We start from the raw sequence: 24,062 nt of genomic DNA on the forward strand, positions 1-24,062 counted from the left end.
TCGATCTCGGCATCGAGCGGCTCTGGCCGCAACACTATTGATGTGAGCTCAACAAGATGCTGAAGCATCCCGCCGAATGCGGTTTGGTTGTTCACACACAGACGCATTCAGCGGGATGCCATGATACTCACGCTGTTTCACTGTCTTCGGTAAGAGCCGTGGGTGAAACACCAGTCTAAGAGGGTGGTTTGTTTATGTGTTGGAGGAATATATTCGAGAGAACAGTCGTCGACAGGTGCGGCGTATTTGGAGTGTACAGTACCGTTTTCATTCCATTGCCAGTAATAATATTTCTGTCCAGGAGCAGTTTCTTTGGTGGTGAGGGTAGCTGAAGAGGCAACATCGTCGAAGTCTTGCGGGTCCAATTCTGGAACTCTGACTTCGCCCAGCTGATCGACTAAGATAGACATGGTGGTGTTGTCGCGCTGTTTGCTGTGGACCTTCCGATGGCAGGACTTACACAAGACGACTAAATTATGGAGTTCATCGTTTGTAGGATTGCCATCGACATGGTGGATATCGAGTGAAGAGTCAGCTCCACAGCAGAGACAGACGGGATCAGTTTGTTCGAAACAGCGTTTCCGATGTGTCGCTGTCATCACCTTGTTAATCATAATGTGTAGTAAAAATAACTTCTGGCTCGAATAGAAAACTGGTGTCTGGTACACCAGATCCACGTGCAAGCGTGGTGTGTGCCCTGATGAATTTCAAAACGTATTGTCACTGATAGTGGGCTAATATGTCTATATTCTGTTGGAACGTGCTGTGCAAGATAGATTGCGTGAATCTGTCACTCGGTGATTTTCATCTATTGGATGAACACCGAGACAACGATCAGAATCGATTGAGCATAGCAATCCGATTTTATTCCTCTTTGGAGACTTTCTTGTCAAGGACCACAACGAGGAGTTTCTTTATTTGCCACTCTTCGGTTCCAACATTAATACGACCGTCTTTTTGAACAAAGTTCTGCTGTTGTTTCTTTTTTGTCCATCATAATGAGTGGTTTTGAGTTGCCCACCCTCAGCGAAGTGGTCAAATACCACTGCATGGTTGTGATACTGCGTCCAGTCGTTGATTTTCACAAACCCTTTCGAGGAGGGAGTCTCTATTGAAGTGTCAAGAATCTCGGCATTGATCTCACCTTGGAACATCGGTTTCCGGTCTCCCATAGAGTGACATTTTTTATAACTCTAATAAATCCAAGGGGATCTTACCTAGATAGCTATCGTATCGTTGGGTTTCTGTCACGGCGTGCCGTGCAAGATAGATCGCGCGTATCTCGCACAGAACCGTGCTTAACTCGTTTACGACACACCCATATACCGAGTGAAATACACACCGAGTTTCCGCTGTTATCTCATACCCCATGTTCAAAGTGAAGACACACCCCGTTATTGATCTGTATCCTATTCAGCCGACAGTATCAATCTCTCTCGTTCGAAAAATAATACCCTCCTGTGGGGAGACAAGACCGGAGATGGCGGTTCATCTCTCGTTTCGTGTACGTTTCCCCACATAGGTAGCACTGTCCGTCGGTCATATTTTGTCGTTGACGAGAGACGGTAATATATCCCTTTGATTGCGATGTCGTGTCAGTTCTGTTAGCAGCCCCTACTGGTCGGGATGGAGTTTAGCTTCGAGATATTCAGGAGGACCAAGATAGACAGCGATATTATGCAAGAGAGCGACAACGAGTACCAGATGAGCTGCAGTCATCGAGATCGCCGCGAGTCCGGCAGTGTATGGAACCGCCCACTGGACAGACATGGTGAAACTCCCAATCATCATCATGATTCCCCAGATCATGACCAGAAAAAGAAGTAGAACCGAGCGGAACAACCGAGCAGACAGCAATGCGAGTCCACCAACGATCATGAGGAGGCCAGAGGCGACCGTCGGAATAGATCCCACGATGGGCAGTGTGGCGATCAATCCTGGCGAGAGAGCGGCGGTGATGAGTGACGCGATTCCCCAGATGAAGATGTACATATGTAGCACCTGAACAGCAGGGGAGGCGAAAATTGGCGACACGTCTGGCCGATCACTGTCGCTGTTATCAACATCAGACATACGTGGCGTCATATCCGTACTTGCGGTACATTTCGAAGAACGTCCGAAATCGAATAACATCTTGGTGGTGAGACGTAACTTTCTCGTTGATCTGCTCAAGGACAGAAAGAAGATGTCCTTCGACCTGACCAGGAAATGGCATCGAGATGCCAGAGGTCATATTAAACTGCTCACAGGGGACAAGACGGAAGAACAGTAGGAGGCCCGGTGTTGCCGACTTGCTAAAGTTGATGTCGGTGACTGTGATCTCCTCGTCACCGGTGAGCAGGTCGGTTAGAACGAGTTGGCTTTCTGTAGGGTCGACAGATGTGAGTTTGAACAGGGATGTCTCTGCCTGAACCAGATGATCAAGAATGTCGCGTTCGACCTCGGACTCGTACGCTTGGGCATCTCGATAGCGTTCGACGGCTGTTTGTCCGTCGATCTGATAGTCATTCAACGCGAAATCCATGTGGGTGATGGCCTGCTCTTCATCGTCGTAGTGCACCTCGTTGCCGTCGGTATCGATGCCGAGAACCGCGGCGGAGTCCATAATCTCGTCGTGATCCAGTTCCGCGCTGAAGATATCCGTGTTGAGGTCCGGACCGACATCGCGGTACTGGCGGTAGGTATCGAGTCTGCTCACGGCTGTCTGGTTCGAGCGTATATGAAGCGAGCGAAAGAATGCTTCGATACAATGCCCGTTTCTGTGGCCGTTACGTGATAGTCAGGGATCGAAGGTGGATACGTTTGTTCTCGATGAGTACGTCACGAGGTGTTTCTCTCGGCACTTCTGTAGGCGGTCCAGCAACCCCATTTCGGATTTCCGGGTCACGGTTCTCGCTGCTGGACCCGGTTCACGTCTATGAAAGGTTTTCTAACCGTTGTTCGACTGCCGTCCGGTCCGGTATATCGTGTTTGAGTGCCCTTTCGTAGAGTTCCTTCGCTCGATCAGGGTCAGTGGGGACATGCTCAAACCGATCATACTGATAGATATCGCCCCATTTAACATATGCCCAGACATCGTTTGGATGCTCGTCGATAATTGCCTGGAATTCCTGTTCGCTTTCTTTGACACGACCGAGTCCAGCAAGCGATTCGGCGATAGCGTGACCCATATTCCGGCAGACACTGGTCGATGAGTCCGGGAAGCAGTTGAGGAATTCTCGGCAGAACTCGATGCGTGCCTCATAGAGGCTGGGATCGTTGATGGCTGCATTCCCTAGTTCCATTTCTAGATGCTCACATACCTTTGTAAACGAATATCCTCGCGCATACTCCTCGTCGGCCTTACTGATTGAGGTGATATTCTCAGGGAGCAGTTCGATTAACATCTCCCACATCTGGAGACGTTTCTCACAGCCCTCTTTCAGTTGCCACTGTTCGATGAGATCACCACTCTCCCTGATGAGCTCATTGATACGTTCAATGTTTGGCTCGTCTGGCATCCACCGTTCCCAGAGAACGATTGCGGCCATCCAGACGAAGTCCTCGTCATGGCCAGTCGCGGTCACATCACGTTGTTCGAACCACTGGTCCGCAAGATCGCTTGCAGAGTAGAAGTCTTCGGCCTCTTTTTGAAACACCGATTTGGTGATTTCGATGCCGAATCTATTGAGTTTCTCAACAATTTCTCCAGTTGGAAGGTCACGAACTTCCCGTATTTCCCATTGTTCGCCCGAGACTCTCACGTCAACTTGAGGATCTGAGAAGGAGAGCAGTCGATCGATGTCGATATTTGGCTGACGAGAGGGAAGGGTAATTTCGTCGTCTTCGTCTTCACCTTGGTCAAGTCCGTGTTCTTTGATGTACTGTTCGACGCGTTTGGTATCGATACGAGTCAATTCGTTCCGCTCGTGATATTCATACAGGTGTTCGCGTATACCTGATTCGTTGGGAAATGACTGATTACAGTACGGGCAGTCAGACATTAGTTTACTGTTTAGTGAGACGGTTTGAAACACTCATTGGTTCATGTACTCTCTAGAAGAGATGGTGCCTCCACAGTGAGGTGCCGCCAGTTTCACACTACGTCCAAGTAGGCACTTCCTCTAACCCGATGTTGAATAGAAAAATTTGACTGAACACAACTTGGATTCAAATAATATGAGAGTAGATAGACAAAAAATAGCAGAAGAATTGAAAAATATAGAAACAGATATTGAGGGTGAAAACATCGAACAGGCTAGAAAAAAGGTACGAGAACTGCGTAAGAGATTCGATGTTACTGATGTTACCATATCTCAAGGAAATCGAACGATTGGTGTCAAAATCGATATTTGGTCGTACGAATACGAAGACTGTATTTATTTCGTCACATCTGACCACACATCAATCATCGATGCCGTCTCCGATTTAGTAGCCAACCACATTCCGAAGTTGGCTAATCCAGGTGCAAGGGATAAAACTGCCGAGGCAACCGCAGAAAGTATACGTAATGCTGATTATGTGGTCTCAGCCACCTCCTACGAACAAATCGATCTTGACGACGAAATCTCTATTCACACGGATGTGTACTATATGCGTGCTTCAATTGATTACAAAGGCGAGGTGATTCGAAATATTGGTAACCCAGATTCTGAGAAAATAATTGAAGCCGCAAAAAAGGTTGTAGAAAGTGCCAAAAATGATTAAAGGAGATGTTCATGTGCAGAATCGATAGCAGTTTTAGGTCGACTACGGAATCAGCACTTCGTGTCGTAGAACGCAATGACCACTACTATGGGGTCGGTGTCACCGCTGGCGATGGTGATATGCCGGTTCGGTTGTTGGCCCGCTGAGATACCAGATATGCGCTGTAGGCTCTGAGGCGATGAGACGACCGAAGTATGTAGCGCACACTCAATTGACGACAACTGGTGTTCTGCAAGGACTGTCAGGCCGACACGAGTGCGACAAAGATGTTCTTGCTGGTCGTGAACTCGCCGCGCGTGGGATATGTGGCAACACCGAGTAGTCGTTATGCGTCCGGATCAGGCACCCACATCCCTCGCGCAGGCTTGAACACCACGTATGCGTCAACCCCAGAGTTGTCATTTGGGTGGGCAGTATGGAGAGACAGTTCTCCCAACTCCGAGTGGGACTTGTTCTGCTCCGCTATCCACGCCTCTGCGTCGTCTTCTGACCGAAACGTGAGTTGACGGTCATCTTCAAAATCACCTTGGTTCTGTGGTGTCTCTCGGAAGACAGAATCTTTGAGTTCGACAAGGTAGCGGTCGGCCATGAGTGGATATTTGCGACGGAGAGCCTTCAAATCGCGGTCACGACCACCGAATGTATCCAACCTACCACTCGTATGCAGCGGCAACATGGTGTCTGTTCGCCCCAGATGCGATTGTGAAAATACTCTTGAGTGTAGTCCTCACTCTAATCAGCTATGACCACTGCAAAACAACGAGTCCTTTCTATTCTGACCGAACAGGATGTCACACTTCCTGACGATGGGTCGACAATTGAGAAAATCCGTACCCGGGGAACACACTTTCACATTGAGAATGGCAAATATCTCGGATTTCGGCTTGAGCGGCACCCAACAATGTACCTTTCAGATAGCCAGCCTGGACGCCACCAGTCGCCTGCTCGGTTCCATGTGACGACGGCCTATCAACTGACACTTGATGACAAAACATGGAGTATAGAAGAGATGCATTCAACCTTTGAGTTCACTCCCCACTTGGTAATTGAAGCGGAGTTAGACGCAGACGGGATCAGCCACGCTGTTGAAGATCAAATTGAAGCGATCAAAAGAGCCGAAAACTCTGAAAACGCATTCGAAGAGGCCTTCAGATCCTGGATTAACCACTGGGAAGACAAGTTTGCCGAGGTGCATGGTCGTCCAGTTCCTGCCACTCAACAAGAAGAGATTGTCCAGCTACTGGTAGATGAACTACGTTCAAGGGCTGGTCTTGGCTAAGTCGCACCGTCCAAATTCAATAACGGAAACAGGTCGGATTGCTGTATGCCGAAGTTATATTTGAGCTATATGTGAACTAATCTTAATTCGTCATGGGTCGTAATGATAGATATAGGGGTGTGTCTCTTTGCCGTCTGGCAAAATCTTGGCCAGAATCTCTTGGACTTCCTCTTCTGAGGTGCCACTGGCGATGATACGGTCGTCGTAAATCGCAAAGTACGCTTCCTTGAGATCTGTCTCCCGGAGTTCCCGTCCCAAGCTTCGGGCCCGGGCTTTTCCCATCTCCTGGTGGTAGATTCGTTCGAGATCCAGATTCTTGTTTTTGAGTTCAGTGATCTCAGCGGCGTATCGCTCCCGATTCCGCTTGTTTTTCATATAAAATCGGAGCTGTTCGGCGTCTGATTTCTCTGATTCCTCAGAAGCTGGCAGCGTTTCGATGATCCCGAATCGGTGTTTGGCTTCCTCGTAGCTATCGTCAATGTCAGTACTCAGATTTCCACCGGCGACTATCCGCTGGAGTGGCAACCACCCGTCAGTCACGATGTGGTCCTCAAACGGCAGCAGCGCGACATTCGTAAGAAATATTGGGAGTCTCTCCTCAGGCCAGATCTCGCCGAACCCCACACGAACTGCCTTGACACCGAAAGCTCGTGGTGGGTCGTTCCAGTCCAGGAACACTGCGTATTCCGAGAGGTGCCGGACTACCACGAACTGACCGTACTCGTAGTCAGTCCAGTCTGCAACCGTCTGGAGATCGCCCGTAGAGAGATCGGCTGGGTTTTCCTCAACGAACGCTTCGAGAATCTCGACTGTGTCTTCTTCGTAGAGATGCTCGCGGATCGGCAAGAGCTCACTAATATCCCGCTCGGGGATGTCGTCGACTGTCTCGATATCCCCGATTACATCGAACCTATCGTTGACATAGACGAGCAAATGAGCGTACAAATCGAGAAATCGATTCTCGCTTTCTATGTCAAGCATCATCGGAAAGTCGGTTTCAGTTCCGACACCGCCGTCGATAGTGAATTCTTCGAGATGGACGTCCTCGAGTGTCGTCTCTATTGCCGTGTTGAGTTCTTCCATGAGTTCCGGAGTGAGTAGTTCAGTCAGTTCCTCCGGCGTCGGACCGCCTTCCTGTCCAAAGATGGCTTCAATCTCGTCATCGTTCAGCGAGTCGAGATGCGCATCCATAATCTCTTGGAGTTGGTCATCCAGTTGTTGTTGTGTCTCCTCGTCGACCAGCTCGCGTAACGATGGTCCATCGGGTAGATCAATATCTTCAGCCTTGGGTACGTCCATACTTTCTGTAGGAAGTGAGTCAAAGCTCCCATCGTCGCCGATCAGATCGAAGTCGAGATTGGCTTCAACATCGGTTTCGACATCCGGGAGTTGATCACCACCGAACTGTCGGAGCATCGCCGGATCGAGTTGTGAGACCATCATCCGGAACATTTCGGGGTCCATATCTTCCTCAAGTGTTGTGAGTTCCCACTCGTCCCAGCCATGGTGCAGTGCATAGACTTTGCGACCATCTCGAATGAGTGCGTCGACGACCCCTTCGGTCTCACAGTGGATACAGTACGAGTGGAAGGCCAGTGGGCATTCGACACTCTGCGTCTCCACGAGATCCTCAAGTTCTTCCTCAGTTAATGGCCGGTGAGGAAGAGAGGCAGTATTGACCATACAGGATGTCCAGCCAGCCAAGACAAAAATTATCCGGGGATAACTTGATTGGTTTCTACCGACAGGCTTCGAAAAAACGAATGCACTTCGTTAATGAGTGGGTCAAATTTCGGGGTCGAACTCGTTTAATTCGTCGTCACTACGCTCTGGGTTCTCTCCACCTTCATCATCCTGGCTCTCACTACTCTGGTCTGAAGCATCCATAGTATCGTCGTCTACGTGATCTCCACTTAGTCGTGAAGAGGCTGTTTGGGAACTCCCAGAAACGGTCTCAATCTCTTCGGTATTCGCTGTGGGTGTGTCATCCTCATCCGTTGTCGGGGCTGTCGCTCCGGTCTCGTCTTCTTGTGTACTCACGTCGTCCAGAGTTTTGAGAGCCTCAATGACTTGTTGGCGATACTGTTCGATGTTCCCACCGTACTGCTCCCGCGCCATGCGCGCGTATGGACTATTTTCTGTATCGAAGCCTTCGATCCGATCCAACGTTCGGCTCGCTGTTTCGCTCACCCACCGGTGTCGAGCCTGCTTATCGACTTCCGTAATGTGCTCGGGCCGCAGTGAGACGTTGACCATTCCCTGATCAGTTTCGTAGCTCCGTGGTTTGCCGACGATAGCCACAAAAGCCGGTGGCTCTATATCCCGCAGAAATGCTGCTGCCTCAGGTTGATACTGTCCAGCGTATGCAAATACAGTCCCTGTCGGATCCACTATGCGACCTTGCCAGTAGTCCTCATCATCCCCGACATTGTTTGTCTCGGTTAGGGTCCCGATAATAAACACCCGATTGGCCTTCTCACCTGTCGGTAGCAATGCATACACAGGGGCGCGATCTTCATCGGATTCCTGAAACGTGTAGGTTGCGTCGTTGAATTCTGTAGCGAACACCCGACGGGCGACTTCACGACCAGCTGATTGGTCAGATTGATTCTGACTCATGATTAGAGTGCCCTCGCTCGCAACAGTATCTCAGTTGGATCCTCGACCTTACCTACCTGTTCGAACTCATTGACTAACAAGTACTGACCGAGGATCGGTCCAGTAACCCGATAGTACTGGCCGATGATTTTGTCAGTGATCTTGTCAGCGATGACACTGGTATCCAGCGCATCCTTCGCCATGGTTTGGGCTTCTTCTAATGTGAACCCAGCAAGTGATTCAGTTGTCTCTCTGTCGAACAGCACATCTTGGGTCGTCTCCCCATCATCGAAGACAGCTTTGGTTCGCAGATCAAACTCCCCGTCGACTTCACCGTGTTCCGAGCAGCGTCCATTTTTCAGTACATAGGTGCAGTCATCGGTCGGACATCGTTTAATCAAGCCACTACCGCCTTGGATATCAACAATTGCGCCAGTGAACTCAGTTGTGTTATCACCGACCTCAATATCAGTATCTACTTCCGTAATTGTCGTGGAGCTATTGAGTTTGACAGAGTACTGTCCTTCGTATTCATCTGTCACGACATTTTCGAGTTGATAGACATGACCTTCGTCGAGTGATGGAAGATCTGATTTTGCCCACGCAGTGAACTTGATCCGACCAGTTTCGTCACCGAGTAATCCAACTTGGCCAATTGCGTCGCTTCGGGGTTCCCAAAGTTGGACCACCTTGGCGGTGATATCAACCCACTGTTCGGCCTCAGTTATCGACTCGACATCAACAGCCTGATCCTCAGGAGTGAAATCACTGGCTTCGACATCTGTGTTCGCAGTGAGATTGTTTGTTACACTCCGTCGAGCTTCATCAAGTGGAACCTGGTATTCCGTGACTAGTGTCTTGAGTTGGTCCTCAATGTCGGCTTGTTGAATTTCAATCTCCGTTGGGAGTTGATCGTAGATGGTTTCAGCCTCTTGAGTTAGGTCTGAGTCTGTCATATGGATGTACTCACACTTGCTCTTCGGACGGTGAGCGTAGTAGTCTACCCGCTCGCCAGTGAATAAAATGTATGCCTTGCTCGGTGAAACTGAAAGTGCCGTAGAGGTATTTCTTCGAATGACATCTGCCTTCGAGTGCACCGATATCCAGACTAACTTTGTTTCTCGACCACCTAACGGTGAGTAATATATGCCTTCAGTTGGCCATCTCGGCGATTCACATGAACTATCAGAACGTGCTCGACAGTACGCGAACACAGTAATCTTCGGTGAGAAGTGGGATCTTACTCCAGATCACGTTGACCTCAATCGTGTGACGTTCGAAACCAGCACTCGCATGCAGCGGCAACACGGGGTCTGTTCGCCCGACGGTACTGGAAACAGTACGATTCGTCTTGCTGCGAAAACATACAACCGTGCAGGCTTTGAGGCTATACAGGAGACTATTCGTCATGAACTCGTCCACGCCTATCAGCAGCAAACACCAGATGTCGAGGTAGGCCACGGTGACTCCTTTTCACGATGGGTAGATCCTCTGAACCTATCTGGGCGGTGCAGCACACACTACGAAATCCAACCAGAAGATCATAAATACAGATTCTACTGTACCCAAGGATGCGGCTTCATCGGTGGCCGTCACCGCTGGAGCAAGGCCGTCCAGCGCGCAATCCAAGAAAATCTAGTTTGTGGTGAATGTGAGAGTTCTCTCCGTGTCGAGGGTCCGAACGGCGTTCTCGAAGAGGTTCCAGAGTGGCGGGACAAATCATTTGATGAAAACGATCTTCGATATCGATTCTACTGTGAGAACTGCGGACTTATTGGAGGGAGACGACAGATGTGTAAAACTGTGCGACGAGTTGCCCGGGGAGAAACCATGTGTCGAGACTGTGGCTCTTTAGAGGTAGCAGTACGCGATAGGAACAACGATGTTATTACATACAGTGATTTGTAACCCGTCCGTTTAGTCCTGACCATCCAGAGTATCTCTGCCAGAGGATGTGATAAAGGTTCTTTACCCAAAGAAGAAGTTTGAGCAAAAAGACATCTACTGGAATATTGACCAACAAAACAATGATGCAATAATTTCTACAGAGATATTGACAGAAGAAAACTCAAAATTAGTTGATTTATTAGGGATTCATAACGATAACAAGAGTATCGTCATAGCCGAAGATGTAAGAGATATATTCAATATTTCGAAGGGTGATGATATCTATTTCACTACCCCAAAAGGGATTGAAGAAGAGAAGCCTGCTGTTTTTGTTTGGACATTAGAAAAAGTGAACCGAGCGATCTTAACTGCAGATCACGATTCATTTAATTCTTTTCCAAGATATCCACATTTCTGAATGAAGATCTACGAGATCAAATACCAACTTCAAAATAATCTCGACATAAAGTCGAGTTTGAAAAAAGAATGTGATTATAGTCACACCGATGAGAATAATCGCATATTTATTATAGAAGACGATAAAATGGGGAGAAAAATATATATCGTCCCTAATGAAGGAAAAGAATTCACAGAATATTATATTGCAAAGCTACGATATGTATTTTGCACAATAACTATATTATTGGCTAGCTCGTATCTATTTTTAATTAATTTTAATTTAAGTATATCAGATTGGATTTTAATATTATGTGTATTTCCAATGGCAAACATATTGTCAATTTACCCATATGTAATAACAGATGATCAACCAAAAGAATTCCATCCAAAGAAACAAAAATATAGTTTATTAGCAAGACTTAGGCCACTACCGTTTCAAAAACAAGTATATTTTTCTCCGATTGTCTATTTAAATAATATATCTGCGGCAATAATCACAGTACCGCTAGTTTTTCCAGAGATGAATATACTTGCCGTAGTTTTTCCAACATCTGTATTAGCTTTAGTTCTAATGTTTCAAGACCAATCAGATCCAGCAACGAACAACGTGGTTGCTCTTACTGGATTAATTTTACTTCCATTTGCATTACCAATCATTAATCTCGGAGTATACACACAATTACCCACAATATCTCAGCAGAATACAACAGTACTCACAGTTCTCACACCCGATCTTATTCACCCAGTCGTAGCAGCAATTACATCAGTTATGAGTTCAGGCATTTTAAATTTATTACTTGTAAACCTTATCAGTGTTTTAGTGTTATTGTTTATATATAAATCACCATATGATAATCGAGATCGTATTGAAATATACAAAATGCCCACAAGAATCAATGACAAAAAACACCTGAGAATAGGGATATCACTGCTATTCTTTGTTTATGTGGGAGGTTCAATTAGTCTCCTCATCTCACAATTGGTTGGTCATCCATTAGTTCCCGTTGAGACAATGTTAGCAAAAGTGTTAGTTTATTGGCCGTTAGTTATTGTAATGATAAGTTGGGTCGCTGTATGGTACCTGCGGCAACAAAAAAATTCAACAGAGTATGAAATATGTACAACTGAAATAGCATTTTTTGTTGAAGGCTATCAGGTTGTGTTTGCTGAGACCAGCGGTGCGGCAGCATTTCCAATGTTATCTGAAGATGATCCAAAAATTGTACTAAACAATCAGCTACAAGAAGAGCTAACTGAAGACGAAATAAAGGCAATATGCCACCATGAAATATACCACATTGAGCATGATTCGATCAAATATCAAGATAGAGTTGAAATTCCTATAGTTGGCCATCTATTATTTTTCTTGACAACAAACTTTTCAGAATTTTATAATGAAGAATACTATGCGGACGAGTTTGCCGCAAAGAAAGTTGGGCCAGAAGTCGTAATATCAGGTCTTGAGAAGAAACGGTCGATGAATTTCAGTGGGGACGAATCCACAATTAGATCACATTTCAAAGGTGGTTGGCAAGGGTACGCACGTTTACTCTACTCAATGCCTGTATTGGCATTATATTCCCCACCAGACAAACATCGAATCAACCAATTGGAATCGCTTAGAAAAAGTAGAGAATTGCAAAGTGATGTTTGAGTCTAATCTTCAAAATTAAATTTCGACTTTCTTCGCCAAACTGTTTCTTTTGTCAGTCCAATCAACTGTGCGATTTCTTTCAGGGTAATGATTGTATCTGTTTGATCACAAGAGATATACACCGCAGCTGCAGCAACTCCGACTGGATTACCTCCTATTGATTCTCTTTGATTCAAAACGTCCCTAGCAGTAACCTCTACTTCACCGGGTAAGTCGAGTCCTGTACAGATTACTGCAGTGAACTGTTCCGGTGTTGGTGGTCCAATCTCAAGATTTAATTCTCGATTCAGCTTCTGGAACATCTGCTTGATCGATGCCTTATCAGTCTCAACCACCTCAGCAATCATTGCTGCGGGAATGGCTCTATCTGCTTCACGGGAGACTGCATAAATTACAGCACCGATAGTTCGTTCCAAAGATCGGCCGTGCATGAAGTTTGTTTCCCATGCTTTGGCGACCAACTCCGCGGAACGAATCACTTGTTCCTCTGGTAGCGATAATGCGTCACCGATAGCTTCTGTTCGTGAGAGTGCGTCGACAAGGTTTGCCTCTGATTTATCTCTCACTGCGATCTGTGATTCCCAGTTGACTGGTTCTGACTCCTCTACCTCCAAAGTATCGTATACTAAATCGGATGTGTCACCGGTTTCAGTCAGTAACGAATCGCTGTCTACGACATATGAACACTCATTGCAGAGCCACGATTCAATATGTTCTTGATACGAAAGCGAAGCGGTATCACAGGCTGGACAACTTGATGGCTGCTCGTTTGATCCAGTCATTCTGAATCCCCCTTTGCGGAGCGGAACTCTCCGAGAACTTTCTCAACCTTTGCTTGCTTTCGATCCCCATCCATAGTTCCTTTAGAATATTTGAACCGATACCGAGTCTCAGCGACCGTCTCAAACAACTCATCGCTCACAATTCGATAGTCTTCGACATAGGCTTCGTAATCACCGAGTTGGTATTGGCCACAGTAGAGTTCATTTGCGAGGACTTTCCTGACAGACCAACGGCTCCAGTCCTCACCCCGTTTTGTAGTGATACCACTCTTATTGAGACTGTGCGCCACCTCTGGCATCGAACGTGCCTCGATATAGTCGTTGAAGATTTTCTGGACCAACTCTGCTTCACTATCGAGAATAGATAGTGTTTGGTCGGAGGCCAACTCGTATCCGATCGGAGGATGATCGTTTGGCCATCGATGTTTCCTTGCCATTGCGTGCATTCCCATCCGCACACGCTGGGATGTGAGGTCACTTTCCAGTTCAGCTGCAGATGCAAGGTTGCGGAAGGTGAAGCGGCCAACCGGAGAGGCCGTATCAATGTACTCTGTCACACTCTGCAGTGCCACTTCACACTGGTTGAGCTGCTCCTCTGTTTTTACCAAGTCGACGACTGAGCGACAAAATCGATCAAGTTTCCAAAATACGACCACATCGAAGCAACCCTGCTTAGCCTTCTCAAGCATCTTCTGGAACTCTGGTCGTTCCGTGTTCCGACCAGATTCAGCTTCGTCCGTGAAGACGAAGACGACATCCCAGTTCTGTTTCTTGCACTGCTTCCAACAACGTCGAACTTGCTCATCAATCGAGTAGTGATTATCCGGTTTCTTTACAGATGTACGAGCATAGATCGCAGCTCGTGAGACTGAATCGTCCGGATTCGAATCTGTTGGGACTTGTTCTACATTGATTGGACTGTCTGAGGTGGGGTTGTTTCGATCCAAACTAAACCCCCTCCTCTGAACGATCATCGCTGGCTTGTTGAGCAAGTGATTCGATTTCTTCGGTCACAACTTCCGACAGCGAGATTCGGTTTTGATGACAGTGGTCCATCATCGCTTGCTTTTCTTCAGGCGAGAGTCTTACCGCTACTCGTGGAACGATCAGATACTGATCGTGATTGTATCCAGTGAGCACCTCACGACGAATCATGTCCAAGGGTCGCTGGGTGTCAGCGACGGCCATTTTAATGAACTCTTTCGCATCAGTTTGATCATTGAACGCAACAGCATGTGCTGCAATGGCAATCAGGCGATCCTGTGAGACCTCTGATTGTCTCGTCGCCAAGACATCTGCTACCTGCCACCAAAGCCCACTGTACTGCCGTACATCCGGATTGTAATTCTTCAACACCGCCCACTGCTTTTCGGTACCCTCTGGGCCATTGCTCAACAGCGGATGGATCACTTCTGGCAGGGAAAGGACGTTCACATACCGCCGCACCGCATTCGGGTCACGATCTAACTGGCTACTAACTCGTCGAGCTACGGCCATCTTTGAATCCTCTTCCGTCTTGAGCTCGTCGTACAACGACCGACAGAACTGCGCCCGGTCGTAGATCGTCCATTCTCGTCGACCCATGCTCGCTAAGTTCGTCTCCTCAAATGCTTCAAGCAGCGTCCCACAGATTTTCACTGGCAGGACTTCCCACCCGCAATCAGTCGCCGCCTGATACCGCTGCCAGCCATCGATGATGTGGTAGACGTCCTCTGTAGGGTCAGGACGAACAATCAGTGGGCGATTAATCCCTGAACCGCTAATCGACTGCCTGAGCCGCTTCTTAGGTGGGACTCGACGAGGATCATGCTCACCGTGCACTAACTTCTCGATAGGCACCAGTGTGTGATCCTCATCAGGGAGCAACTCTGGATCCGGAACTACCGTCTTGATTGTGCTACTCATCGGTCACTCCCACCCCTGCTTGTCTGCCAACTGTTCGAGCCGTTCTTGATACAGGGCACGAACAAGCTCGGCGTGACTCTTCGAGTTCCTGACCGCCATTGCTCGTGCGTGCCACCGGCTATGTTGCTGTGTCTCTGGACCCATCACGTCGACGTTCTTGAACGGGCGCGTTGTTGCGATGTCTTGGTACGTCTCTCTAAGTTTCTCTGCTTGCTTTTGAAGCGTATCACTGAAGATTTCCTCGTGTGATTCTGATGGAGCCTCCTCGAGGTTTGCTGTGAGTTCACGGCGAAACTCATGAAGACTCCGACGAGTCTCCTGTTCGGACATCTCGTCAAACTGGATCGTCCCAACAGCCTGTAAGACCGCATCTGTCGGGTCGACCTCTTCGGAGTCCAACACTGAACTGAATGTGTTGTGCAGCGAGACCACTGCACGTGCTGACCCGGAGACACCGTCACCACTTCCCAAGCGCGCATCTGAGTCAATTCCATAGTTATCCATCGCGGTCTTTTCTTGGACTGATCGTTCTTCGGGATGCTTGAACAACGACTGCAGCAGCGGCGGTAAGTTCGCTGTCCGAAGGTGTCGCTTGACTAAGTTGAGTGCTGACTGATCTGTCTTTCCTCGGAATCGGCCTGCAACGTAGTGTAAGGCTTGCTTTTCCGTACCAAATCGCCCATCTTCGCCCAGTTCTGCGAGTGTGTCTCCATCCTCTGGAGTCGGTAATGGGAGTTCACACGCTGTCTGCGAGCAATGCAGTAGAAGGCCAGTCTCGCCTTTGACGGCATGTCCACAGCACGGACAGTCCGATGGCTCCTCTAGCGGGCGTACCAACTCAAAGATCAAGCTGAGTTGTTGGGCGATCTCTTGTTCGGAGAGATCTCGACGGTCTGTATTCTCACTCAACGACATCCAAGCTGCATCAAGGTCGTCAGCTCGAAGGATCTTACACGGAACGTGCTCGTGACCGGCTTCCATCGCTGCGTGGTAGCGGCGCGATCCCGCGATAATCGCATACTCCACACCGGTAGACGAATCCACCTCCGTGATTCCTATGTCTTCGAGCGGCCGAACCATAATGTCCTGGAACAGGCCATCCGTCTCGATTGAGTTCGCCAACCGACGGTCGACCTCATCACCACTCCACGCCTGCTCACGTGACTGGACTGGATCCAGAGTCAGCGACTCGATTGGCAGTTGTGTTCGTTCAATCATGCGGTCTCTGTGAGCCCAGCCATATCACGAATGATCTGTTGCCAGCCAACCTGTTCGAGCGTGACCGCAACATCCTCGCTCCCTGTGTTTTCGATGTCGACCGCTGCAAGGAAGCTCTCGGTATCGCCAGCGATCTTGTGCTGGATCTCGCTGACTGCGTCGTCGTACTGCTCGTAGACGGTGATCTCCTCGCCGACAACGACGTAGAATCCCTCTCCCTGATCCGGGTCGACCGTGAACTGTATACCGCTCATAGATCATCCCCCTTGCTACCCGTCAGGAGTGGATCGATCTCTGCTGCAGCTTCCTCTTCGAGTTCAAGAACGTGGTCGTCAGCAACGTAGTAGGGTTTGAGCATTCCGTAGGTGTCCGGTAGCACGTGTTGGTTGATCCGGACGGCGAGTCGATCGGGCGATCGAGGCCGAATGTCGGTTGGACCACCCCAGCTGAGATACCGACCATCTGACTGCTGGTGGTGAATTGTTGCCGTCTCAGTCACCGTCCGAAGGTTGAGGTTCGTGATCTTGAATCCAAGTTCGCTGTAGAGTTGGCGTTCGATGTTGAGTCGCTTCGTCGGTTCGCGAACAGCCTGCTCAGCTGGGTCTGCAACGAATCGGAGGTCGAACTCAGGTGTCTGCGCCGGAGTGACTTCCTGCAGTTCCTCGCTGATGATTCGAGCAGTGAACGAAGTAACTGCCAAGTCTGGATCAGCATCAGTCGACTCCGTCGAAAGCAACACATCGAGTTCTTCGAAGATATCTTGCCGTGCATCTTCGGTCAGCGGGTTCGATGGTCCGTCACTCCCGGCGAGGCGTTCGTAGTCGAGTGTGATACGCTGATGAGTACGCTGTTCGCGAGAAACCCCATACACTTGGAGGTCCTTGATCATCGCTCGGTTAGATGACTCGACACTCCCGTGTGCGCGAAGTTGAACGATGTCCTCACCGAAGGCTTCTAGGATCGCTCGCGCGGAGTTCGTCAACAACGACGGGATTTGAATCGCTTTCTGTGGCCCGTCGACTGACTGTGGAGTCGAGCTCACAGGCTGACTCCTCGTTTTCGAGATGTAATCTGTGGTCTGTGCTGTCTATCGATGCCGGAATTCTCAAGTCCGGCTGCTTTCTCTGTCGACATGCTGGTTTGTCCCAGCACAGTCGGCGGGTGTTCCAGCACCCGGCGGCATTCTACCGCTCCTGTGCTTACGCTTCTGTAGTAGTGTGTACCACTTAATAGTTGCTATTGTAAACTTACGATAGAAACAACTATCCAAAGGTTACCATAGAGTGTGACCTAGCCAAATCTGTATGCGATGGTATTGTAGTCACAGAGTAGAAAGCAGACTGTAATGACTCTAACAGAAGATGAATTAAACGGTCTTGACGAAAAAATTCTTGACGTGCTAACAGATGGACGAGCAACTCCTACTCTAATAAAAATGATTTTGGAAGAAAGAGGTACAGAGGTTTCTCGACAGTATATTAATCAACGCATGAAACGACTCTCTGAACATGATCATGTTGAGAATTTATTTGATACTGGAGTATATGAACTTATGATTGACCCGCGGCAGAACTAATTATCTATTTAAAATTTGATGATATGAATACAGTATAGGATACACCACCTTGCAAGTGTTTTCACCACCACACCAAGCTGCAAGTGTTCTATAGGACACACCACCCTGCAAGTGTTTTCACCACCACACCAAGCTGCAAGTGCTCTATGGGACACACCACTCTGCAAGTGTTATACCGATAATACCCTCCTCATGTGAATTTCCATAGATTTTGTTGCTGAGGATCCGATGTATCTGGAGGTTGAAATTCTGATGCCTCGTCTTCAAGATGTGATTTCAACACCCGTTTGGCATTACTAGGTACGGCATTTTTATAACTTGATTTGAGTGCAGCGTTGAGTATATCTCTTGGATCGTCAGTTACATCGTAAATGAATTTGCGACCACCTTTGATACCAAGATTCTGTTCGGCAGAGCGGACTAATCCCTGCATCGAGAGTTGGTCTAAGAACTCGTACAGTTTGCGTTCTGATTTAACGGGTCTATCGCTTGATTCTGCGATAGAGGAGTACAAATTATACACTCTTTTTGTAGTTGCCTCATGTCCAGGTTCAATAATTGCGAGCGTTGTTGCAAGATATGTAAGTGCTTGCTGCGAGCTGAGATCGTCCTCAAAATAATCTAGCAATTCATCTGTTTCAATTGTCTCAGTTGCCTGTCGGACATGCTCCTCGGTGACCACATTTCCATCGCTCATACGGGCGTACTCACCTGCTTTTTCAAGAATACGGAGGCCCTGACGAACATCACCACGCTCCTGAGCTGAGAATGCTGCTGCAAGCGGTACCACTTCATCCTGAAGTACACCGTCTCTGAATGCCATATCGGCGTAGTAACCAAGGATATCACGGAGTTCGTTAGCGTTGTATGGTCCAAACTTAATCTCACGTTCACCAAGTGTTGATTTGACCTTTGGCTCAAGCACGTCGACAAATTTCAAATCGTTCGATATGCCAATTAATCCGATTTTTGCGGTCTCAATTGGAGTATTCTCGTTAGCCTCAGCACGTGGGAGGTCGTATAAAAAATCATTTCGAGCGTCTGGAGGTATATTATCAATCTCATCGAGGATGATCAACACATTACCTCCGACTGATTCGATTTCATCATACAAAAACTCAAAGACATTGTCGGTACTGTAACCGCTCTCGGGAAGTTTGTTATCGGGTTCGCGGAACTCGTTGACAAGTGAAGTCACCAGTGAATAGGCTGATCGGTAGTTTCGACAATTAATTGGTCCAATAACGTGAAGTGGAACACCTTCCTCACCCGCTTTCTCTTGGAGTTTATCCCGTACCCACTTCGTCACAGCAGTCTTTCCAACGCCAGTTGGGCCAAAAACGAATATGTTGTTTGGATCGTGACCAACGACAACATCTTGAAGCGCGTTAATATACAAACTAATCTCTTCGTCCCGGTGAAAGATGGTTTCAGGGCTGAATGTGTCTTTTTTGAGTGGTTGCTTCCACTCAAAGATCGCATCAGTTGTATCAAACGGATTGTCGCCCAAGTCGACCATTTGTTGACTAGGATAGACTGTACAGTAATAAACGCTTCTACCACCCTGCAAGTGTTACAAGTGTTCTTAGAAGTAACCCCTCACACACCACCCTGCAAGTGTTATCTTCTATTCGAAGGTGAGGGGTTCCCTACAATAACTGGAGGGAGGAAACCTGCTAAACGTGCACTAGAACAGCTAAACTAGTAAAATTTTAGGTCGAGACACCGTTACTACTTACTATTAGTATAAGTGTTGTTGTTGTTGTTGTTATTGCCTCTAATTAGAAATCACAAATCGTACTCCCTCCTACCGTTTTTGATTGTAATATGTCTAGTAGACACTCATCTTAGAACTTTATTTATATACTATGGGCCCATATCAATCTGGGTGAAGTAGACGCTTTTCTATTCACAGAACACTTGCAGGGTGGTGTGTGACCCCTATTAATTATGAGACTCTCGTTTCTTGTCTCTCTGTATTTGAAAGACAATTCAGTCGACTTGGTTTGCGGAACTGAAGCTGGTGAGTTCGTCGATACGAACTTCGAGATCTTCGATTTCGCGTTGGAGCTCGGTAGTTTCGGGTGAATCGGCAGCAGCGAGTTGATCTTTGAGGCCCTGGAGGCGCGATTCTTTGCGTTCTTCGTCGACATCGGCCTTGCGGACGTACTGACTCTCCTCGATGTCGTAGAGATCAGACTCTGAGAGTTCTGTCACATCGAGAGCCTCATCGACTTTGGAGGCGTCGACGGTGGTGATACGTTCGCGATCAATGCCTTCGGTTTCGAGGAGTTTGAGTACCGTCTCGTCATCCTTCAGCGTTCGATTGCGTCGACTAGTGCGTTGGACGGAGCCGTACTGCCCGTGGACGGGTTGATCGTGGTGGAGTCGGTCCAGGAGTACTGACCGAACCTCCTGCCGTAGGTCGTTTGCGTTGCGTTGGACATCCGAACAGAGGGTGTAGAGATTAACCAACTCGGCGGTCTCCATCGTTGAGAGATTAGTTGGATTGTAGCGTTCGAGGGCGTCGATAAGAAGCAATGAGTCGGAATAGAGTAGGAGATCAGGTTCCTCACGACCTGTCTCGGTTTGGTCGTCGACACTGAGTGGAGCGTCGACAAGCGAGGAGGGCGTTGGTGTCTCAGTGTTTCTCAGAACGCCCTCACGCTGGTCGACTTCGAAGTGGGGATGGACAGAGAGAACGGTGGCGTAGGGTTCGGCGTCAGCCGGAAGGCGATCAAGATCGAAGCCCTGGTGAGCGTCGTCAACACGATCATAGAGCTGCTCGAACTGGGATCGTTTGAGTGGGAGGGTAGTGTTTTGATCACGGTAGGAGATGAGGAGTCGATGTTCTTGGATATCTTCGAGTCTGAATGGACGTTCAGACAGTGGCGTAACAAACGTGGCGTCGGCTGGAACCTCCTCAAGTTCCTCAAGAATGGAGTGCCAGGTGATTGAGAAGGGCATACTGACAATTTGAATGGGTGGCAGGTGTAAAACTCCAGTGACGAGTCTTCATCATTCTTTACTAGGAAACAGGATTATCTTACTGGAGTGAATATTATCAGACGCGCTTCGCTGTGGAGGGCCGAAGCGCATTGGGGGCACCCGTTGACGGTGAGCATTGTCTCACCTTTGTGGGTTCTATTCCCACTCCCTTTGACAAGAGGTATCCCAAGGATTGCATCACAGTCCACAAACCACCGGGAGGAGAGGTTGTGAATGATCAGAGACTTTTATCAGGAATACTTTCATTGTGGATTGTAAGATGTTCGCACGACTCGGGTGGTTACTCGGTCGACAGGAGACAGAAACGCTCTACGAATGTCGACGCTGCGGGTCGACGTTCGAGACCGACCAGGGTGGTTGTTCGAACTGTGAGTGTAAGTCGATTGCTCGCTACGATTTCGAGTAGTAGTCTCCGAACTACGAATCCAGACCACAACACGCAATAGATGGCGGTAGAGACCCTCGATACGTAACTCCTCATGGAAATCTCCGAAGATCTCACCTGTCTGTTTTCAGCGACCGTCGACGAACAGAGCGATTCGTACGTCATTGAAGTCCCGAAAGCTGAGGTTGAACAGGGGTTCGTAGACACTTCACGGACTCACAAGATCGCACTGTTGTCGACGGCGACGGACCCATCAGCGGATGAGTCGGACTCTACACGTAGTGATACAGATCGCAGAGTCGACCAGCAGGGCCCACCGGTGAGCGTCGGTGAGCAACGAATCGTCGAGATAGATGAGATCGGTGACCAGGGTGACGGCCTCACACGTGTCGAGCGTGGATTCGTCGTGATTGTCCCCGAGACCGAGGTAGGCGAACGTGTCCGGATACAGATTCGACACGTCAGAGAGACCGTCGCATTCGCAGATGTCGTTGAGCGGTTCAGGTACTGACTACTCTCTGCGACCTTTCACTGGTCTGTCTCAGTTGTCGACTCCGAAGCAAGCGAATAGAGTCGTTTTCGAGCATCTCTCAGTGATGTTCTTGACTTAACGACGTCGACTTGTTGTAACTGTTTGAGGCCGAGCCGGACAGTCCGTTCCGGAAGGAGTGATTCTGCAGCGAGTTCTCGTTGGGTGAGCGTTCCGTTGTGTTCGAGAACAAGAGCAACCAGTTTAGCACTTGGTGGGAGACTCTGGATTGTCTCTCGCAGCTCTATCGAGGATTGTGACCGAGCATCTCCCTGTGTGGTCATTATCAAGAATCGGCGACTCGGGTGTATAATCCCACTGACTCGGAGAAAATCTAACGCGGCCAACTAATCACGAGGAATGTATGAAACGGTTTCTCTGGTATGTGGTCTATGGTGTTGTTATTCGGCGGTCGACGCCCGTCGTTAACGCAGACACTCCATGTCGACCATCTTGATATAGTCACTCGGTCGACTCATCGAATTTTGCACACTGGAACTCGGTGATGAATAGCCGGTCGTCGACTTGGTAGAGCCAGCCCCGATCGAGTAGATAATCGAGGGCGTGATCGATATCGGCATCGCCAAAATCTGGATTTGCCTCAGTGATGAGTTCCGTAGCCTGGTGATGTGTAAAGGAGTCCTCGTCCGACCGCTCGCAGAGATGTCGCTCAAGAGGGAGATACGAATCTTCGATCCAGTCTGGGAGTGGCGGGTAGCCTTCTGATGCCATTTCTGACGGTTGGTATGAGTTACTTTTCCCAGGTACTTAAGCGGGGATAAACAATTGTGGGCTACTTTCTCTTGGACACCCAATGTAGGTAGCAGCCACGGAGAACCGTTCTTTTCCCACTTCATCACCCGCCCAACACCGCCGAGACCACTTAACCAACAAAAGATATGAAGTATCAAGGGTTGTTGGTTAAGACTTACACGGAGGTTGATAGGCTGTCTTATAGACTCAGAAGAGACGTGTCTGCAAGACTCCGAGCGCTAGTATCAGAGATAGGCTGGGTCCGTTTTCATTCGGATAAGATTGTATCAAGTAGAATCAGATTACTTACCTCCGGAGGAGTATGAATCGGATGGTCCAAATCCACTCAATGAAGGAATATTAGTAGATGTCTTTGAGTGATTACCAGTAGAGGATATGTCGGCTAGGGAGTTCCATTTTCTTCATAAACAGAAAATATTCACTACTCTATCACATCCGTTTGCTCATGATGCCCTCTCCATACAAACGACGTACTATCCTCTCCATAATGGGGTCGTCCGTCGCACTCACGCTCACAGGCTGTGCCAGCAACCCAAACTCCGGCGATTCAAACAACACTTCCAATCAAACTGATGAGTCGGATTCAAACGAGCCTTCTAATCAGACTGAAGAGTCGATAACAACGGATGATTTAACGTTTGATGTAAGTATTGAAGAAGAGTTCACAGATAGTCACCCTGCACAGATCCAAATTAGCTTGACAAATACACTGGAAACGCCAGTAACTCTCTCTACGGGTAGTACTTCTCCATTCGCATCGTATTTGAGTGAGGGCCAATCGGACGAGGGTCAGCTTGTTCTCGTTCCCGACGTTTCCGGAGACGAGAGCCCGCTTGATTGGATAGGCGAGAATGATCCAATTCCGAATAGTTCCGAGAATGGATGCTGGAATATATCTGCAGACGTGCAGATCGAAGAACCAGCAATAGAAACAGAACTTGAGGGAGGAGATTCCAATAGCCAACAGTATGAGGTATACGAGTACCAAAACGAATCATGTCCTTCATCTGGCGAGTATCAGTTCAAGGATACCGTAAGAATTCACCGCGGACAATCATCGGATGATACATCCGAACATGAGGTGACACTCGGATTTACCGTAACGCTTGATGAAGATCAGTCGATCTCGGTCGAGAAGGACGATCCAACGGTCAATACAATTCAAGATTGAGCGAGTGACTCAGACCATTCCGGGTAATTATGCAGGTAATTGGCACTGTCCTGAATACTCCGCGCAAATACATTAATAAGTAGAATCCGGTTTGAGGTTTTTCTCGTCAATATCGTGGCTTTTCCTCGTTCAATGGGGCCTTGTAGTCTTACAGAAAATATATGAGATTGAGTTAGTAATAGCTGATGTATGTCAACGTTTTCTAATTTT

At 48.2% G+C, this 24,062-nt stretch carries 28 protein-coding genes; 9 read left to right on the forward strand and 19 right to left on the reverse strand.

The annotated features are described in order from the left end of the window. Positions 1-137: 137 nt before the first annotated feature. The 5 genes from O2S87_RS11180 to O2S87_RS11200 form a co-directional block, all read right to left on the reverse strand. Positions 138-668, reverse strand: coding sequence for an HNH endonuclease signature motif containing protein (locus O2S87_RS11180; RefSeq protein WP_475408872.1), 531 nt, complete (start codon positions 666-668; stop codon positions 138-140). Between the two features lie 246 nt (positions 669-914). Next, a complete protein-coding gene (locus O2S87_RS11185; protein ID WP_475408873.1) occupies positions 915-1,172 on the reverse strand; it encodes a hypothetical protein in 258 nt (85 codons plus the stop codon). Positions 1,173-1,614: 442 nt separating this feature from the next. Continuing rightward, the gene (locus tag O2S87_RS11190; RefSeq protein ID WP_475408874.1) at positions 1,615-1,992 is read right to left on the reverse strand and encodes a hypothetical protein; all 378 of its coding nucleotides are present in this window, start codon (positions 1,990-1,992) and stop codon (positions 1,615-1,617) included. Positions 1,993-2,065: 73 nt separating this feature from the next. Continuing rightward, a complete protein-coding gene (locus O2S87_RS11195) occupies positions 2,066-2,698 on the reverse strand; it encodes a DUF7986 domain-containing protein (protein ID WP_475408875.1) in 633 nt (210 codons plus the stop codon). Positions 2,699-2,915: 217 nt separating this feature from the next. Beyond that, positions 2,916-4,016 carry a tetratricopeptide repeat protein gene (locus O2S87_RS11200; protein ID WP_475408876.1) on the reverse strand — a complete coding sequence of 367 codons (1,101 nt, stop codon included), beginning with the start codon at positions 4,014-4,016 and terminating at the stop codon, positions 2,916-2,918. Between the two features lie 112 nt (positions 4,017-4,128). On the opposite strand from O2S87_RS11200, the gene O2S87_RS11205 reads away from it, so the two are divergent. Next, positions 4,129-4,686: a hypothetical protein gene (locus O2S87_RS11205; protein WP_475408877.1), complete on the forward strand. Its 558-nt coding sequence runs from the start codon at positions 4,129-4,131 to the stop codon at positions 4,684-4,686. Between the two features lie 325 nt (positions 4,687-5,011). Here the strand turns inward: O2S87_RS11205 and O2S87_RS11210 are convergent, their stop codons facing one another. Then, positions 5,012-5,275, reverse strand: coding sequence for a DUF8081 domain-containing protein (locus O2S87_RS11210; RefSeq protein ID WP_475408878.1), 264 nt, complete (start codon positions 5,273-5,275; stop codon positions 5,012-5,014). A gap of 153 nt (positions 5,276-5,428) precedes the next feature. Here O2S87_RS11210 and O2S87_RS11215 point away from each other — a divergent pair, with 153 nt between their 5' ends. Then, complete coding sequence (locus O2S87_RS11215) at positions 5,429-5,965, forward strand: hypothetical protein (protein WP_475408879.1); 537 nt, start codon at positions 5,429-5,431, stop codon at positions 5,963-5,965. A gap of 90 nt (positions 5,966-6,055) precedes the next feature. Here O2S87_RS11215 and O2S87_RS11220 read toward each other — a convergent pair whose 3' ends face one another. The 3 genes from O2S87_RS11220 to O2S87_RS11230 all read right to left on the reverse strand — a co-directional run bounded on the left by O2S87_RS11220 (position 6,056) and on the right by O2S87_RS11230 (position 9,519). Next, entirely contained in the window at positions 6,056-7,648 is a 1,593-nt protein-coding gene (locus O2S87_RS11220) for a hypothetical protein (protein ID WP_475408880.1), read from the reverse strand. 102 nt (positions 7,649-7,750) lie between these two features. After that, entirely contained in the window at positions 7,751-8,584 is an 834-nt protein-coding gene (locus tag O2S87_RS11225) for an RPA family protein (protein WP_475408881.1), read from the reverse strand. Between the two features lie 2 nt (positions 8,585-8,586). Then, positions 8,587-9,519: a replication factor A gene (locus tag O2S87_RS11230; protein WP_475408882.1), complete on the reverse strand. Its 933-nt coding sequence runs from the start codon at positions 9,517-9,519 to the stop codon at positions 8,587-8,589. 190 nt (positions 9,520-9,709) lie between these two features. Between O2S87_RS11230 and O2S87_RS11235 the strand changes: the two genes are divergently transcribed. Genes O2S87_RS11235 through O2S87_RS11245 form a run of 3 tightly spaced genes read left to right on the forward strand, consistent with a single transcriptional unit; the run spans position 9,710 to position 12,503 of the window. Further along, positions 9,710-10,471 carry a SprT-like domain-containing protein gene (locus O2S87_RS11235; RefSeq protein WP_475408883.1) on the forward strand — a complete coding sequence of 254 codons (762 nt, stop codon included), beginning with the start codon at positions 9,710-9,712 and terminating at the stop codon, positions 10,469-10,471. A 46-nt stretch (positions 10,472-10,517) separates the two neighbouring features. Next, a complete protein-coding gene (locus O2S87_RS11240) occupies positions 10,518-10,868 on the forward strand; it encodes a hypothetical protein (protein ID WP_475408884.1) in 351 nt (116 codons plus the stop codon). After that, entirely contained in the window at positions 10,869-12,503 is a 1,635-nt protein-coding gene (locus tag O2S87_RS11245) for a hypothetical protein (protein WP_475408885.1), read from the forward strand. Between the two features lie 2 nt (positions 12,504-12,505). Here the strand turns inward: O2S87_RS11245 and O2S87_RS11250 are convergent, their stop codons facing one another. From O2S87_RS11250 to O2S87_RS11275, 6 genes are read right to left on the reverse strand one after another with little or no spacing between them, the layout of a single operon-like run. Further along, on the reverse strand, positions 12,506-13,285 hold the full coding sequence (locus O2S87_RS11250; protein ID WP_475408886.1) for a transcription initiation factor IIB family protein: 780 nt from the start codon (positions 13,283-13,285) through the stop codon (positions 12,506-12,508). Continuing rightward, positions 13,282-14,232: a recombinase family protein gene (locus O2S87_RS11255; RefSeq protein ID WP_475408887.1), complete on the reverse strand. Its 951-nt coding sequence runs from the start codon at positions 14,230-14,232 to the stop codon at positions 13,282-13,284. The genes O2S87_RS11250 and O2S87_RS11255 overlap by 4 nt, the downstream gene beginning before the upstream one ends. A 1-nt stretch (position 14,233) precedes the next feature. Then, complete coding sequence (locus O2S87_RS11260; RefSeq protein ID WP_475408888.1) at positions 14,234-15,190, reverse strand: ParB/RepB/Spo0J family partition protein; 957 nt, start codon at positions 15,188-15,190, stop codon at positions 14,234-14,236. Between the two features lie 3 nt (positions 15,191-15,193). Next, on the reverse strand, positions 15,194-16,408 hold the full coding sequence (locus O2S87_RS11265) for a ParB/RepB/Spo0J family partition protein (protein WP_475408889.1): 1,215 nt from the start codon (positions 16,406-16,408) through the stop codon (positions 15,194-15,196). Beyond that, entirely contained in the window at positions 16,405-16,662 is a 258-nt protein-coding gene (locus tag O2S87_RS11270; protein WP_475408890.1) for a hypothetical protein, read from the reverse strand. The genes O2S87_RS11265 and O2S87_RS11270 overlap by 4 nt, the downstream gene beginning before the upstream one ends. Beyond that, entirely contained in the window at positions 16,659-17,450 is a 792-nt protein-coding gene (locus O2S87_RS11275; protein ID WP_475408891.1) for a hypothetical protein, read from the reverse strand. The genes O2S87_RS11270 and O2S87_RS11275 overlap by 4 nt, the downstream gene beginning before the upstream one ends. Before the next feature lie 303 nt (positions 17,451-17,753). On the opposite strand from O2S87_RS11275, the gene O2S87_RS11280 reads away from it, so the two are divergent. Next, entirely contained in the window at positions 17,754-17,984 is a 231-nt protein-coding gene (locus O2S87_RS11280) for a hypothetical protein (RefSeq protein WP_475408892.1), read from the forward strand. A 190-nt stretch (positions 17,985-18,174) separates the two neighbouring features. On the opposite strand, the gene O2S87_RS11285 is transcribed toward O2S87_RS11280, so the two are convergent. Together O2S87_RS11285 and O2S87_RS11290 are read right to left on the reverse strand one after the other, a co-directional pair. After that, positions 18,175-19,503 (reverse strand): Cdc6/Cdc18 family protein, encoded by a 1,329-nt coding sequence (locus O2S87_RS11285; RefSeq protein WP_475408893.1) that lies wholly within the window; start codon positions 19,501-19,503, stop codon positions 18,175-18,177. A 473-nt stretch (positions 19,504-19,976) separates the two neighbouring features. Then, positions 19,977-20,951 carry a DUF7983 family protein gene (locus O2S87_RS11290; protein WP_475408894.1) on the reverse strand — a complete coding sequence of 325 codons (975 nt, stop codon included), beginning with the start codon at positions 20,949-20,951 and terminating at the stop codon, positions 19,977-19,979. Positions 20,952-21,252: 301 nt separating this feature from the next. On the opposite strand from O2S87_RS11290, the gene O2S87_RS11295 reads away from it, so the two are divergent. Then, positions 21,253-21,399: a hypothetical protein gene (locus O2S87_RS11295; protein ID WP_475408895.1), complete on the forward strand. Its 147-nt coding sequence runs from the start codon at positions 21,253-21,255 to the stop codon at positions 21,397-21,399. Positions 21,400-21,472: 73 nt separating this feature from the next. Further along, positions 21,473-21,889, forward strand: coding sequence for a TRAM domain-containing protein (locus O2S87_RS11300; RefSeq protein WP_475408896.1), 417 nt, complete (start codon positions 21,473-21,475; stop codon positions 21,887-21,889). Positions 21,890-21,906: 17 nt separating this feature from the next. On the opposite strand, the gene O2S87_RS11305 is transcribed toward O2S87_RS11300, so the two are convergent. Together O2S87_RS11305 and O2S87_RS11310 are read right to left on the reverse strand one after the other, a co-directional pair. Continuing rightward, positions 21,907-22,191, reverse strand: coding sequence for an ArsR family transcriptional regulator (locus O2S87_RS11305; RefSeq protein ID WP_475408897.1), 285 nt, complete (start codon positions 22,189-22,191; stop codon positions 21,907-21,909). A 178-nt stretch (positions 22,192-22,369) separates the two neighbouring features. Beyond that, positions 22,370-22,639, reverse strand: a complete 270-nt coding sequence (locus O2S87_RS11310) for a hypothetical protein (protein ID WP_475408898.1) — start codon at positions 22,637-22,639, stop codon at positions 22,370-22,372. Between the two features lie 487 nt (positions 22,640-23,126). Between O2S87_RS11310 and O2S87_RS11315 the strand changes: the two genes are divergently transcribed. Beyond that, positions 23,127-23,852 carry a putative periplasmic lipoprotein gene (locus O2S87_RS11315; protein ID WP_475408899.1) on the forward strand — a complete coding sequence of 242 codons (726 nt, stop codon included), beginning with the start codon at positions 23,127-23,129 and terminating at the stop codon, positions 23,850-23,852. Positions 23,853-24,062: the final 210 nt, after the last annotated feature.

This window comes from Halohasta sp. A2 (assembly GCF_056175805.1).